The sequence below is a fragment of the Pseudomonas sp. NPDC089422 genome, from assembly GCF_044749405.1.
In the GTDB taxonomy this organism is placed as follows: domain Bacteria; phylum Pseudomonadota; class Gammaproteobacteria; order Pseudomonadales; family Pseudomonadaceae; genus Aquipseudomonas.
In genome coordinates this window covers 26979-40434 of the sequence record NZ_JBIVHW010000018.1, presented here as the reverse complement: position 1 = coordinate 40434, position 13456 = coordinate 26979, and the positions used below count along the sequence as shown (strand labels likewise).

Here is a 13456-nt window from a genome sequence, read left to right as displayed (position 1 = left end):
TTTCCTCAGGCCGGTTTGTCACGCTGGCGCATGGCCTTGGCGCGCTTTTCCAGGATCAGGTAGGTGAGTACGGCGGCTACCAGTGGAACCAGGTAGTACAACGTCCGATAGCCCAGCAGAGCCGCCACCAGGGTGCCCTGGCCGATCTGCCCGTGGAGCAGGGCGAGGAAGACGGTTTCGAGCACGCCAAGGCCGGCAGGTATATGGGCGACCACCCCCGCGACACAGCTGATCAGCAGAATGCCGAGGATCGAGGGGTAGAACGCTTCGCCAGGCAACAGCCAGAAAATCAGCAAGGCCATCATGGCCCAGTTGCTCGCGCCCAATGCCACCTGGCACAGGGCCAGGCGCAGCGAGGGCAGGGTGACTTCGTGCTCACGCCAGTGCCAGGTGCGCTTTTGCGCAAAGCCACAAGCCAGCAGGTAGCCGACTGCGATGGCCAGCAACAGCACGCCAATCACGCGCAAGCCAGTGGCACCGACGGCCCAGTTCGTCGGCAATTCGATCAGGCCCAGGGCGAACACGCTGCCGCCCAGCAGCATGTAGCCCATCCAGTTGGTCAGCAGGCCGAGGGTGAGGATGCGGGTGATGGTTGGCGTATCCAGGCCCAGGCGGCTGTACAGGCGGTAGCGCAAGGCAACGCCACCGACCCAGGTGGTGAAGTTGAGGTTGAAGGCGTAGCACACGAATGCCACCGGCATTACCTGCCGAGCCGGCAGGCGGTGCCCGGTATAAGCGCGGGCCAGCAGGTCGTAGCTGGCGAAGATCAGGTAGCTGCACAGCGCCAGTGCCAGGCCGATGGCCAGCGTGCCCGGCTTGTAGGCCAGCAGCGACTGGCGTACCTCGTTCCAGTCCAGGTTGCGCGCCAGAAAATACAGCAATACCGGAATCAGGATCAGGAACGCCACGGTGAACAGCCGCTTGCCCCAGATTTGCCATGGTTTCTGCGCCATCAGGTATTGCCCTCATGCAGATCGCCCTGGGCCTCGACCTCCGGCTGTACCGAACGCAGGCGCTGGCGGTGCGCGGGGAACCAACCGGCGATCCGCGGAAAATGCCGGATCACGTGGAAGCACACGAAAATCAGCGGTGCTCGCCACCAGTAGCCACGAACCATCCGTTCCAGCGTCACCGGTTTGCAGTGTTGGTCTACCAGCATCTGCAGGTGCTCGAACAGCTGCTGATTGAATGCCGGGTCACGGATGAACAGGTTGGCTTCAAGGTTGAACGACAGGCTCAGGGGGTCGAGGTTGCTGGAACCGACCGTGGCCCATGCATCGTCGACCAGCGCGACCTTGCCGTGTAATGGCCGCTGGCAATACTCGTGGATGCGCACGCCGTCGCGCAGCAGGTAGTTGTAGAGCAGGCGCGACAGGGCACGCACCCAGCGCATGTCTGGCTGGCCCTGGAGAATCAGCGTGACCTCGACGCCGCGTCGCGCCGCATTGCGCAACTCGCGCAGCAGGCGGTAACCGGGGAAGAAGTAGGCATTGGCCACCACTACCCGCCGCCGCGCCGCACGCAGGGCCTGCAGGTAGTGGGCCTCGATGTCGGTGCTGCGCAGCCGGTTGTCACGCTCGACCAGCACCGCCGTGCTGCGGCCGGTGGGCTGCGCAACCGGGCGTACCTCACTGGGGGGCTCCAGCACCGGGGCCATCAGCCTGCGGCTGGCTGCATGCACCTGCGCCACCACCGGGCCGGTCACTTCAACGGCGTAATCCTGCTTGGCCATGGGGCCGAAATCATTCAGGTGGTCGGCGCTGTAGTTGATCCCGCCGATGAAACCCTGCTCGCCATCGACCACCACGATCTTGCGGTGCAGGCGGCGAAACAGGTTGGTGCGCATGCCGGCCAGCCTGGGTTGCGGGTCGAAGGCATGAACGTTGACACCGGCATCGGTCAGCGCCGCAACGAAGCTGTCGGGGAGGTCGGCGGTGCCGTAACCATCCACCGCGATTTCCACCCGCACCCCGCGCCCGGCGGCATCGATCAGCACCTGCTGCAACTGCTGGCCGACCTTGTCGTCGTAGATGATAAAGGTCTCCAGCAGGATCTCTTGCCGCGCCCGGGCCATCGCCTCGAATACCCGTGGGTAATAGGCCTCGCCATTGATCAGCAGCCGGACGCTGTTGCCCTCTACCCAAGGTCTGTTCACAGGTTGATCTCCGCAGCCAGTGGCGCATGGTCGGACAGGTGCGACCAGGGGTACATGGAAAGCACCTGGGCCTTGGCCGGCATGGCATTGCGCAGGTAGATACGGTCCAGTCGCAGCAGCGGCAGGCGTGCCGGAAAGCTGCGCGCCGGGCTGCCAAAATGCTCGCCGAAGGCTTCGACCAGGCGCTGGGAGAGCACCGCATCGGCCTTGAGGCGCCAGTCATTGAAATCGCCAGCGATGATCACAGGTGCCTGCACTGGCAGGCTGTCGAGCAACTTCAGCAGCAGCTGTACCTGGCTTTGCCGGTGCAACTCGCGCAGCCCCAGGTGCACGCAGATGGCATGCACCTGCCCATGGCCAGGCACCTCCAGGCGGCAATGCAGCAGGCCGCGCTGTTCGTTGCCGTGGATCGACACGTCAAGATTCTCGTAATGCGCAATCGGGAATTTCGACAGCAGGGCGTTGCCGTGGTCACCGTGGGGGTACACCGCGTTACGGCCGTAGGCAAACTGCGGCCACATGCTGTCGGCGAGGAATTCGTACTGCGGTGTTTCAGGCCAGGCCGGGTGGCGCACGGCGTGCTGCTGGTGGCTGCCGTGCACTTCCTGGAGAAACACCAGGTCGGCATTGGTGGCGCGCACCGCGTCGCGCAGCTCGGGCAGGATGAAGCGCCGGTTGAACAGGGTGAAGCCCTTGTGCACGTTGATCGTCAGCACATTCAGGCGATGCACCGCCGTCACCTTGTCGATGATGCGGCGGGGGGCGTGCAAGGTCTTGTTCACGCAACTGTCCTCATGGCCTGATCCTTTGAACACCAGTCAACGTGCGACCGGAGCACGGCTGCGTAGGTTCAGCGCAGTTGATCGAAGGCCATGTTGCAGGCCGGAGTTGAACTTTGCCTGCGCCAGCGATTCCACCGCATAGCGATACCTCGACCACCTTCCTGATGGTGTTCCTGATCAAGAACACGCAGAACCGCGGCGACGATGGGCAAACATCGAAGGAATGACCCGCCAAGACTGGAGGCAAGCATGGCCAGACATATCATCCATTTCACCGGGCCGATCAATTCATCCACCTGCGGCAACCTCATCAACACCTGCTCCCGCGCCCTGCAGCAGGGCGCCGATGTGCTGCAGCTGAACATCGCCACCATGGGCGGCGAATGCAGCTACGGCTTTACCTTGTACAACTTCCTGCGCGCGCTGCCGGTCAGCGTGCACACCCATAACCTCGGCACCGTCGAGTCCATGGGCAATATCCTGTTTCTGGCGGGCGAACACCGCACGGCGTGCAGCTACAGCAAGTTTCTGTTCCACCCGTTCCACTGGACGCTGCACGGCTCGGTGGACCATGCGCGGATGGCGGAATACGCCATGAGTCTGGATTATGACTTGCGGCTGTATGCGCAGATCGTCGCCGAACGTACCGAAGGTAGTCGCGAAGTGCTGGATGTGCCGCGCTACCTGATGGCCTATCCGCGGATCCTCGGCCCCAGCGAGGCACTGGAGAGCGGAATGATCCATGCCATCGATGAGCTGCCGATCGAGGCCGAAACCACCCAGTGGAGCGTGCACGCCTGACTTGCCGGGGCTGCTTTGCAGCCCCGGCCTTTCAGTAGGGCAGCGAACCGCTCAGTGCCTCGATCGCCTCGACCAGTTCGTCATAGCCGACCGGCTTGTTCAGATGCCGATCGAAACCGGATTGCCGCGACTTGTACTGATCGGCACTGGCACCGTAACCGGTAAGAGCGATCGCCGGGGTGTTGCGCAGATGAGCATGGCCACGCAAGGCCCTGATCAGTGCGTGACCGTCCATGCCGGGCATGCCGATGTCCGAGATGATCACGTCATAGTGGCTGTTGGCCGCAACTTCCAGCGCCCTCAGCGGGTCGCTAAAGGCCGCGACTTCGGCGCTCTCCATCTCCAGCAATTCCTGCATGACCTCGAGGACGTCGGGTGAATCGTCGACCAGCAAGACCGAGGTGCCCTGCAGCCGTCCCTCGCTGAGCAGTTCGGGGCCATCGGCGCGCAGGTGCAAACCGGGGTCGCACAACGGCAGGCGCAGGGTAAAGGTGCAGCCCTTGCCAAGCCCTGCCGAGCAGGCGTGGACGCTGCCACCATGAGCTTCGGCGAGCTGGCGCACCAGTGACAGGCCGATGCCCAGACCTTCCCGGCCATGGTTGGCCAACTGCGGCGCCGCCTGGCTGAACAGGTCGAAGATGTGCTCCAGGCTGTCGGGGTTCAGTCCCACGCCCTGGTCGATCACCTGCAGCCGCGCCTGCTGCTCGTCGTGGCTCAGCACCACCACGAAGGCCATGCCGCAATCGCCGGGCATCTGCTGGAAGAAGGTACGGATGGCTTCCAGACCGCCGGCAGAAGCACCGATGCCGACCACCGGAAAATCCAGGTGGCTGGGGCTCAGCGCTGGGTTTTCCAGCGCCGGTTCGGAACCAGTGCATGGCACCGTTTCATGCGCAATCCATCCGCATCGCAAGGAGAAACGACATGGCTGGTGATCAACAACGGACCGGACAACGGGGCGGCACCAAGGAAACCAACCCAGGGAACTTCGCCAATGATCGCGAACGTGCCTCCCGTGCCGGCCACAAAGGTGGCCAGGCGTCTGGCGGCAACTTCGCCAACGACCGGCAGCGAGCATCGGAGGCTGGCCGCAAGGGTGGGCAGAACAGTCACGGAGGAGGCCGCCAGCATCAGCAATAGCGGCGTTCGCCAAGGCCCGCCAGCGTGGCTGGCGGGCCGCCTGCCTGCTCCTTGAGTTGCTCGACAATCTTTTTGAATCTTTCCCGGCCCCCGCCACTCAATGAAGAAGTCATCCATGGAGAAGAGGAGGGCCGCGTGATGCCGAGTCCGCAGCTTTACATTATCGATTACCTGCTGCACGGCGAGCCGCGCAGTTTCATCATCCGGCTCGAGAAAATCGATAACGCCGAGGCTTGGCACTGGGCAAGTTGTGATGCGGGGATCGGCATCATCCCGAAATTCGGGCGGGAGAAGATCCGCAAAGTGAGCCGGCCAATGGCTGAGCGCTACGGTATAACCGCGGTGAGTTGGCGGTTATCAGGCAGCAAACCGAGCCAGGCGGTCAGTGACTCAAGCATGACCAGCTGACATGTCAGGTACCGCTGTACTTGACCGCTGCGGCCGTGCGCGAGGTGACATTCAGCGCCTTGAGCAAGGACGACACGTGAATGCGCACCGTGAACGGCGAGATATCCAGGGCGCGGGCGATTTCCTTGTTGGTCTTGCCCTGGGCGATCAAGCGCAGTACCTCGTGCTGGCGGTGGGTGAGCTGCTCCAGCTCGCAGGCGCTGCCCAGGCTCGGCAATAACCCCGAAGGGCTGTACCTGACCAGCACCTCGCCGTCGCGGATGGCCAGGATTGCCGCGCCGAGCTCGTCAGGGGCCACACTTTTGCCAATGAAGCCATCGACCCCACTGGCCATGACATGCTCGATCAGCGCCGGGTCGTCGACCATCGACACGATGATCAAGGTGGTACGGCGCAACAGCTGGCGCAGCTCGGCCAGCCGCTCGATGCAGTCGAGCCCCGGGAAGCGCAGGTCGAGAATCAGCGTATCCGGTGCTTCGCCCTGGCGGGCCAGCGCCAATACCTGCTGCAGGTCGCCGGCTTCTTCGAGCTGCGCCTGTGGCAATACCCTCTGCACGGTGCGGACCATCGCTTCCCTGAACAATGGATGGTCGTCCGCCACGATGATGCGGCACGTCACGTCCTGATACTCCCTGTGAACGGCGGTTCTTCCGACCATGCTAACGTAACATTCGACAACGACAAGCGCTGCGCCAAGAGGGCGTTTATGCGACCCGGTGCACAAGGACGTCGACCATGGACTACAACAAGAACAACGAGCTCGACCAGGCCAACCTGCGCGTCATCGTCGCCAGTTGCGCGCTGGTCTACATCACCGTATTGGGTTTCCTGCCGGGTGAATCGATCGACAGTTACCTGCCGGTGATCTACTACATCATCAGCTTCATCGTGCTGTCGATCGGCCTGCGCCAGGCCATCGCCCGCTGGCCGGGGCATTACCCGTGGCGGCGGGTGCTGGGCATCGTGCACGACTATACCGGCACCTGCTTCGGTCTGGTGCTTGGCGGCGAAGCGGCGCTGCCGCTGTATGCGGTGATGGTCTGGGTAAACCTCGGCAACGGCATGCGCTTCGGCACCCGCTACCTCGCCATCGCCACGGTGCTGGCGCTGACCGCGCTGGTGGCGGTGTACCAGCTCAACCCGTACTGGCAGGCCAACCCGTTCATGGTGCTGATGCTGCTCACCACCAGTACGGTCATCCCGCTCTACGCCCATATACTGCTGGAGCGCACGCGCAAGGCCTCGGAACTGGCGATGGCCGCCACCCAGGAGAAATCGCGTTTCCTGGCCCAGGCCAGCCATGACCTGCGCCAACCGATCCATTCCATCGGCCTGTTTACCGCCTGCCTGCGTGAAGCGCCGCTGGCCGAGCAGGAGCGGCGCCTGGTGGACAGCATCGACCGCTCGTTGCTCAACGTGTCGCAGCTGTTCCGCTCGATCCTCGACCTGTACACGCTGGACAACGGCCGGGTACAACCGAAGTACGAGGCCTTTGCATTGCATGAATTTCTTGCCGAACTGCTGCGCCAGAACGCCGAGGCGGCGCGCTGGGCTGGCGTGGAGATGCGCTTGCGACCTTGCGTGTACTGGACGCGTGCCGACCGCGGCATGCTCGCGACCATGGTGCAGAACGTGCTGTCCAACAGCTTCAAGTACGCCGCCCAGCGGCCGCTGCTGATCGGCGTGCGACGTCATGGTCAGGCACTGGCCATCGTGATCTATGACCAGGGCCGCGGGATCGACGAGGTGCATCAGAGCTTGGTCTTCGAAGAGTTCTACCGAGTGCGCCAGGTGCGTGACAAGGACGTCGAAGGGGTTGGCCTGGGCCTGTCGATCGTCAAGCGCCTGGGGCATTTGATGGGTTTGCAGGTGCAACTGCGTTCTCGTGTAGGCCATGGTACCGCCGTCAGCCTGCAGGGCTTGCCGCGGCTGGCCGCACAGCCCTTGACCCAACGTAGCGAACAGCAAATGTTGCAGGGTGCCATGCTCGCAGGCCTGAAGGTGTGCCTGGTGGAGGATGATCACAACGTGCTGCGTGCGACATCGGCGTTGCTGCAACGTTGGGGCTGCGACGTTGAAGCGCATGGGTCACCCATGGGGCTGGTCAGCGGATGTGACGTGATTGTCGCCGACTACGACCTGGGCCAGGAGGCCACCGGGGTCGATTGCATCGACAGCTTGCGGGCGCAGCGGGGCTGGGAAGTGCCGGCCTTGATCATGACCGGGCATGACCTGGAGAAGATCCAGACGATCGTGCAGGGGCGCAGCATCGCTCTGTTGTCCAAGCCGGTGCGCCCGGCGGAATTGCGCGCGGCCCTGCGGGCCTTGCGCGAGGTGCCGGCGGCGCCGGAGCGGGAGCGCGGCGCCGGGGGCAGCATTACTGCAGGATAATCGCCTGGCCTTCCTTCAGGCACGACGGGGTGGGCTCATACAGGCCCATGCTGCCGACCGCGACGATGGCACCGCTGGGCATCTGGCAGTTGTACTCGCCCTTGGCGGTGGTGACGGTGTAGTAGGTGAGGGTGCTGTCGCTGCGCACGTTGGCGACTTTGCTGACCGGGGTATTGAGCGCGAATTCGGCGCGCTCCTTGAGGGTCTGGTCGGAAGGTTTGATGGTCTGACAGCCGGCGACGGCGAACAGGACAGCGGCGCTCAGCAGGAGCTTGGCGGGTTTCATGGTGGGTGGCTTCCTTGGCGTGGGGTGTGGCGGATGGCCGGACTATAGCGCCGAGGAGCAGGCAGGGCATTAGGGCGGATGTACGAAGTGGCTATGTGCCTTCAATGCTGCCGCGATCATTGTAGAAGCGGCCTTGTGTCGCGAAAGGGCTGCAAAGCAGCCCCGGCAGCTTCAGCAGTTTTCCAGGGATCTCTGGGGCCGCGATGCGACCCTTTCGCGACACAAGGCCGCTCCTACAGCGACCGCGTCAAGCAGGTCAGGGCTTTTTGAGGACGAGGGTCAGAATGTCATAACTGGCCACCAGCTCACCGAGCTGGTTGGTCACCTCCACATCCCACGCCACCACACCCTGCGGCTGCCCCAGTGGGCTGGTCTTGCCCTGGTCGATCTTGCGCTTGCAGGTCAGCCGCGCCTGGATCGTGTCGCCGATGCCTACCGGGTTGATGAAGCGCAAGGTGTCCAGCCCGTAGTTGGCCAGCACGGGGCCGGCGCCGGGCGAGACGAACAGCCCGGCCGCGGCGGAGAGCACAAAGTAGCCATGGGCGATGCGCTTGCCGAACTGCGATTCCTTGGCCGCAATCTCGTCGAAGTGCATGTAGAAATGGTCGCCCGACAGGCAGCCGAAGTTGACCAGGTCGGCTTCGGTCACGGTGCGACGGTGGGTCAGTAGCGATTCACCGATGCGCAGGTCGTCGAAGTAACGGCGGAACGGGTGTACCTCGGTCTCGATCACTTCGGCGCCGCGCACGTATTCGCCGGTGACGGCCGTCAGCATGCTGGGCGAGCCCTGCACCGCGGCGCGCTGCAGGTAGTGCTTGACCGCCCGCAGGCCGCCCAGCTCCTCGCCACCCCCGGCGCGGCCCGGGCCGCCGTGCTTGAGTTGCGGCAGCGGCGAGCCATGGCCGGTGGACTCCTTGGCCGCTTCACTGTCGAGCACCAGCAGGCGCCCGTGCCAGGCGGCAGCTGCGGGAATGGCCTTGGCGGCCACGCTACGGTCGGCGGTGACCAGGGTCGCCACCAGGCTGCCTTTGCCGCGGGCTGCCAGGGCCAGGGCCTCATCCAGGTCGTCATAGGCCATCAGCGTGCTGACCGGGCCGAACGCCTCGATGTCGTGGGCACCGCCCTCGGCATGCGGGTCACGGGCCTGGAGCAGGGTCGGGGCGAAGAATGCACCTTCGGCAACGCCTTCACCACGCGGGGCAAAGCCATCGCTGGCGCCGAACAGCTGGTCACAGCTCTGCAGCAGGCTGCGCACACGCTCACCGACGTCGCGTTGCTGGTCATGGGAGGCCAGGGCACCCATGCGCACGCCTTCCACCGATGGGTCACCGACCACGACCTTGCTCAGGCGCTCGCGCAGGCGGGTAGCCACCGCATCGATGTGCCGGGCCGGGACGATGGCGCGGCGGATGGCAGTGCACTTCTGACCGGCCTTGGTGGTCATTTCCCGTACCACTTCCTTGATGTACAGCTCGAACTCTTCACTGTCCGGGCTGACATCCGGGCCGAGGATGGCGCAGTTGAGCGAATCGGCCTCGGCGGTGAACGGCACCGAGTTGCGGATCAGGTTAGGGGTGACGCGCAGTTTCGCGGCGGTGTCGGCGGAGCCGGTGAAGGTCACCACGTCCTGGCCTTGCAGGCGGTCGAGCAGGTCGCCGGTGCTGCCGATCACCAGCTGCAGGCTACCCGCTGGCAGCAGGCCGGAGTCGTTCATCATGCGTACCACGGCTTCGGTCAGGTAGCTGGTCGAGGTGGCTGGCTTGACGATACACGGCATACCGGCGAGGAAGGTCGGCGCGAACTTCTCAAGCATGCCCCAGATCGGGAAGTTGAAGGCGTTGATGTGCACGGCCACGCCAGCGCGCGGCACCAGGATGTGGCTACCGGCGAAGTGGCCCTGTTTGCCCAGCGGGATCGCCGGCCCTTCGTGCACCAGGTTGCCCGACGGCAGCTCGCGGCTGCCGATGCCGGCGTAGCTGAACAGCGTGGCGTTGCCGCCCTCGATGTCGATCCAGCTGTCGGCGCGGGTGGCACCGCTGTGGTGCGACAGGGCGTAGAGCTGTTCCTTGCGCTCAGCCAGGTACAGGGCCAGGGCCTTGAGGCGCTGGGCGCGCTGCTGGAAATCCATGGCCATCAGTTCGGCCAGGCCGCGGGCACGGGCAAAATCCACGGCTTCGGCGAAATCCGGGCGTTCTTCGTGGCTGTAGGCCAGGACATGGCCGTCCAGGGCGCTGCGCAGGGCCTGGGCGCCGTGCTGGCCGATCCAGCGGCCAGCAATGAAGCTCTGCAGGGTTGGGGCGTCAGACATGCTGTTTTCCTCTTATGGGCGCTGTTACCACAGCGCCAGGGTGTAGCCGATGATCAGGCGGTTTTCGTCCACGGCGTTGGTCAGGCCATTGCCGGAACGGAAGGTGACGTTGCGCCAGCGCAGGCTGACGTCCTTGAACGGGCCGCTCTGGATGACGTAGGTGAGGTCGGTGTCGCGTTCACGCTCGCGGCCGTTGCTGACCGTGGCGGTTTCGGCATGGCGGCCGTCGGTGTAGCGGGTCATGAAGCTCAGGCCGGGGATGCCCATGGCGACGAAGTCGTAGTCGTAGCGCAGCTGCCACGAATCCAGCCCGGCGCGGGTGAAGGTGTTGTAGGTCACCAGGTTGACGGTGAACGGGTCGCCGCCGTTGACGAACGGGAACGCACTGTCACCGGACATCTGTTGCCAGGTGGCGGTGAACTTGTGGGCCCTTACGCCGAGGGTGAACATGGCGTTGAAGTTGCGGTTGTCGATGTTGCCGGCACGCTCGGCGCCGTCGTTGCGGCTGTCGAAGTAGCGCAGATCACTGCGCAGGCTCAGGCCCTCGCCCAGCGGGCGGGTGTCGATCAGGCCGACGAACTGCTGGCGGTAGATGTCTTCAAGCTTGGCGTAGTAATAGCTGACGCTGGTCTGCGGGGTGAGCGCGTAACTGCCGCCGCCGAAGTCCAAGTGGTCGCTGGTCGCGGCGCCATAGCCCATGTCGTCGCGGCCGGACGAATCGCGCAGGTTGACCTTGCTCAGGCGCCCGGCGTTGACGGTCAGGCCGTCGATGTCCTGGCTGGTCAGCTGGCCGCCCTGGAAAGTCGAGGCCAGCAGGCGGGTGTCGTTGTACACCACCACCGGCAGGATCGGCTGCAGCGTGCCCAGGCGCAGGGTGCTCTTGGACACCCGCACCTTGCCAGTCAGGCCCAGCTCGCTGTAGTCATCGACCGGCTCATGGCTGTTCGGGCCAAACGGCAGCAGGCCGGTGTTGCGCCGGTCAGGGCTGGAATCGAGCTTGACGCCCAGCTGGCCCATGGCATCGAGGCCGAAACCGACCATCCCCTCGGTGAAGCCCGATTCCACTTTTGCGGTAAAGCCCTGGGCCCATTCCTCGGCCTTGGCCTGGGGCGCGTTGCTCTGGCGGAAGTCGCGGTTGATGTAGTGGTTGCGCAGTTCCAGCCGTGCGTGGCTGTCGTCGATGAAGTCCGCCAGGGCCGGGAGCGGCAGGGCGAGGGTGGCCAACCAGGCGGCCGATTTCAGGTGCGTGCGGTTCATTGTTGTTATACCCGACAGAGTCAAAGATCAGTGCTTGCTGGCGCCGGCGGCGCCGATACCGGTCATGGAGCGGATGAACTGCGCCAGGTAGCGGCCGCGTTCTTCCTTGGCACGCTCCGAGCTGTCGCTGACCGAGAACGCCCAGGCGCCAAGGAACGCCAGGCTCATCGAGAACAGCGCCGGGTTGCTGTAGGGGAACAGTGGCGTTTCGTTGTGCAGCACGTTGACCCACACCGCAGGGCCGAGCACCACCAGCAGCACCGCCGACACCAGCCCGGCCATGCTGCCGCACACCGCGCCACGGGTGGTCAGGCCCTTCCAGAACATCGAAAGCAGCAGCACCGGGAAGTTGACCGAGGCCGCCACCGCCAGCACCAGGCCGGACAGGAAGGCGATGTTCTGCGACTCGAACACCAGGCCCAGCACCACGGCGAGCAGGCCGATCACCAGAGTGGCGATCCGCGACACGCGCATTTCTTCCTGCTCGCTGGCCTGGCCCTTGCGTACCACGCAGGCATACAGGTCGTGGGACACCGCAGAGGCACCAGACAAGGCCAGCCCGGCCACCACCGCGAGGATGGTGGCGAAGGCCACGGCGGAGATGAAGCCGAGGAACAGGTTGCCGCCCACGGCCTGGGCCAGGTGCACGGCGACCATGTTGCCGCCACCGATGATCGCGCCCGCCGCGTCGCGATACGCAGGTTCGGTACCGACCATGACGATGGCGCCGAAGCCGATGACGATCAGCAGCAGGTAGAAGTAGCCGATGAAGCCGGTGGCGTAGAACACGCTCTTGCGCGCTTCCTTGGCGTCACTGACGGTGAAGAAGCGCATCAGGATATGCGGCAGGCCGGCGGTGCCGAACATCATGCCCAGGCCCAGCGAAATCGCATCCACCGGGTTCGACAGCAGGCCGCCCGGGGCCATGATCGCCTGGCCCTTGGCATGCACCGCCACGGCGCTGGCGAACATCGCTTCGGTGCTGAAACCAAAGTGCTTGAGCACCATGAAGGCCATGAAACTGGTGCCGGACAGCAGCATTACAGCCTTGATGATCTGCACCCAGGTGGTGGCCAGCATGCCGCCGAAGGTGACGTAGGCAACCATCAGCACACCGACCAGCATCACCGCATACAGGTAGCTGATGCCGAACAGCAGCTCGATCAGCTTGCCGGCGCCGACCATCTGAGCCACCAGGTACATCAGTGCCACCACCAGGGTGCCGAACGCCGAGCTCAGGCGCACCGGGGTCTGTGCCAGGCGGTAGGAAACCACGTCGGCGAAGGTGTACTTGCCCAGGTTGCGCAGGCGCTCGGCGATCAGGAACAGGATGATCGGCCAGCCGGCCAGCACACCCAGGGCATATAGCAGGCCGTCATAGCCGTTCATGAACATCATCGCGGAAATGCCGAGAAACGACGCCGCGCTGATCATGTCCCCGGCAATCGCCAGGCCGTTCTGCATGCCAGTCAGGCCGCCGCCAGCGGTATAGAAATCGCTGGCCGAACGGGTGCGCAGGGCTGCCCAGCGGGTCACCAGCAAGGTGAAGCAGACGAACACCATGAACATCGAGATGGCAGTCCAGTTCATTGCGCACACTCCTGCTTGAGCTTGTCGTTGAGCGGGTCGAGCACGTTGTTGGCGCGGTGCACGTAGATGCCGGTGAGGGCGAAGGACAGCAGCACCATCAGCACGCCGACCAGCATGCCTACGGTGGTCACGCCGCCGCTCAGGGACTGGCCGAGGGTGCTGGGGGAGAACGCCACCAGCAGGACGAAGCCGTAGTAGATCACCAGCATGGCAAGGGTCAGGCTGCCGTTGAGGCGGCGCTTGCGCCGCACCAGGTGCTGGAAGTCGGGGTGGTTGCTGATGCTTTCGATGTGTTCCGGGGTCATGGCAAGCGATCTCTTTTCTCTTGTAATTGTTGT

At 64.4% G+C, this 13456-nt stretch carries 13 protein-coding genes and 1 pseudogene; 4 read left to right on the top strand and 10 right to left on the bottom strand.

Going from position 1 to position 13456, the window contains the following annotated elements:
* Window positions 1–5: 5 nt before the first annotated feature.
* From ACIPZ8_RS26015 to ACIPZ8_RS26005, 3 genes are read right to left on the bottom strand one after another with little or no spacing between them, the layout of a single operon-like run.
* Window positions 6–953, bottom strand: a complete 948-nt coding sequence (locus tag ACIPZ8_RS26015; protein ID WP_400729476.1) for a lysylphosphatidylglycerol synthase domain-containing protein — start codon at window positions 951–953, stop codon at window positions 6–8.
* Window positions 953–2155: a cardiolipin synthase ClsB gene (gene clsB / locus ACIPZ8_RS26010; RefSeq protein WP_400729473.1), complete on the bottom strand. Its 1203-nt coding sequence runs from the start codon at window positions 2153–2155 to the stop codon at window positions 953–955. The genes ACIPZ8_RS26015 and clsB overlap by 1 nt, the downstream gene beginning before the upstream one ends.
* The gene (locus ACIPZ8_RS26005) at window positions 2152–2937 is read right to left on the bottom strand and encodes an endonuclease/exonuclease/phosphatase family protein (RefSeq protein WP_400729470.1); all 786 of its coding nucleotides are present in this window, start codon (window positions 2935–2937) and stop codon (window positions 2152–2154) included. The genes clsB and ACIPZ8_RS26005 overlap by 4 nt, the downstream gene beginning before the upstream one ends.
* Window positions 2938–3186: 249 nt before the next feature.
* Between ACIPZ8_RS26005 and ACIPZ8_RS26000 the strand changes: the two genes are divergently transcribed.
* Window positions 3187–3738 carry an ATP-dependent Clp protease proteolytic subunit gene (locus tag ACIPZ8_RS26000; protein WP_400729467.1) on the top strand — a complete coding sequence of 184 codons (552 nt, stop codon included), beginning with the start codon at window positions 3187–3189 and terminating at the stop codon, window positions 3736–3738.
* 31 nt (window positions 3739–3769) lie between these two features.
* Here ACIPZ8_RS26000 and ACIPZ8_RS25995 read toward each other — a convergent pair whose 3' ends face one another.
* On the bottom strand, window positions 3770–4552 hold the full coding sequence (locus ACIPZ8_RS25995) for a response regulator (protein ID WP_400729579.1): 783 nt from the start codon (window positions 4550–4552) through the stop codon (window positions 3770–3772).
* A gap of 110 nt (window positions 4553–4662) precedes the next feature.
* On the opposite strand from ACIPZ8_RS25995, the gene ACIPZ8_RS25990 reads away from it, so the two are divergent.
* Both ACIPZ8_RS25990 and ACIPZ8_RS25985 read left to right on the top strand, forming a co-directional pair.
* Window positions 4663–4878, top strand: coding sequence for a general stress protein (locus ACIPZ8_RS25990; protein ID WP_079228121.1), 216 nt, complete (start codon window positions 4663–4665; stop codon window positions 4876–4878).
* A 138-nt stretch (window positions 4879–5016) separates the two neighbouring features.
* Complete coding sequence (locus ACIPZ8_RS25985; protein WP_400729464.1) at window positions 5017–5286, top strand: DUF6555 family protein; 270 nt, start codon at window positions 5017–5019, stop codon at window positions 5284–5286.
* A gap of 4 nt (window positions 5287–5290) precedes the next feature.
* Here ACIPZ8_RS25985 and ACIPZ8_RS25980 read toward each other — a convergent pair whose 3' ends face one another.
* The gene (locus ACIPZ8_RS25980) at window positions 5291–5905 is read right to left on the bottom strand and encodes a LuxR C-terminal-related transcriptional regulator (RefSeq protein ID WP_400729462.1); all 615 of its coding nucleotides are present in this window, start codon (window positions 5903–5905) and stop codon (window positions 5291–5293) included.
* Window positions 5906–6021: 116 nt separating this feature from the next.
* On the opposite strand from ACIPZ8_RS25980, the gene ACIPZ8_RS25975 reads away from it, so the two are divergent.
* Window positions 6022–7677, top strand: a complete 1656-nt coding sequence (locus tag ACIPZ8_RS25975) for a hybrid sensor histidine kinase/response regulator (RefSeq protein ID WP_400729459.1) — start codon at window positions 6022–6024, stop codon at window positions 7675–7677.
* Here ACIPZ8_RS25975 and ACIPZ8_RS25970 read toward each other — a convergent pair.
* The 5 genes and pseudogenes from ACIPZ8_RS25970 to ACIPZ8_RS25950 form a co-directional block, all read right to left on the bottom strand.
* Window positions 7664–7963, bottom strand: coding sequence for a hypothetical protein (locus ACIPZ8_RS25970; protein WP_159410483.1), 300 nt, complete (start codon window positions 7961–7963; stop codon window positions 7664–7666). The two genes, ACIPZ8_RS25975 and ACIPZ8_RS25970, sit on opposite strands and share 14 nt — an antisense overlap.
* Before the next feature lie 256 nt (window positions 7964–8219).
* Complete coding sequence (paaZ, locus tag ACIPZ8_RS25965) at window positions 8220–10271, bottom strand: phenylacetic acid degradation bifunctional protein PaaZ (protein ID WP_400729456.1); 2052 nt, start codon at window positions 10269–10271, stop codon at window positions 8220–8222.
* 24 nt (window positions 10272–10295) lie between these two features.
* Window positions 10296–11528 (bottom strand): OprD family porin, encoded by a 1233-nt coding sequence (locus ACIPZ8_RS25960; protein ID WP_400729453.1) that lies wholly within the window; start codon window positions 11526–11528, stop codon window positions 10296–10298.
* Window positions 11529–11555: 27 nt separating this feature from the next.
* A pseudogene (locus ACIPZ8_RS25955) lies at window positions 11556–13118 on the bottom strand (cation acetate symporter); the annotation flags it as partial.
* On the bottom strand, window positions 13115–13423 hold the full coding sequence (locus ACIPZ8_RS25950; protein ID WP_110637637.1) for a DUF485 domain-containing protein: 309 nt from the start codon (window positions 13421–13423) through the stop codon (window positions 13115–13117). The gene ACIPZ8_RS25950 and the pseudogene ACIPZ8_RS25955, both read right to left, overlap by 4 nt.
* Between the last annotated feature and the right edge of the window lie 33 nt (window positions 13424–13456).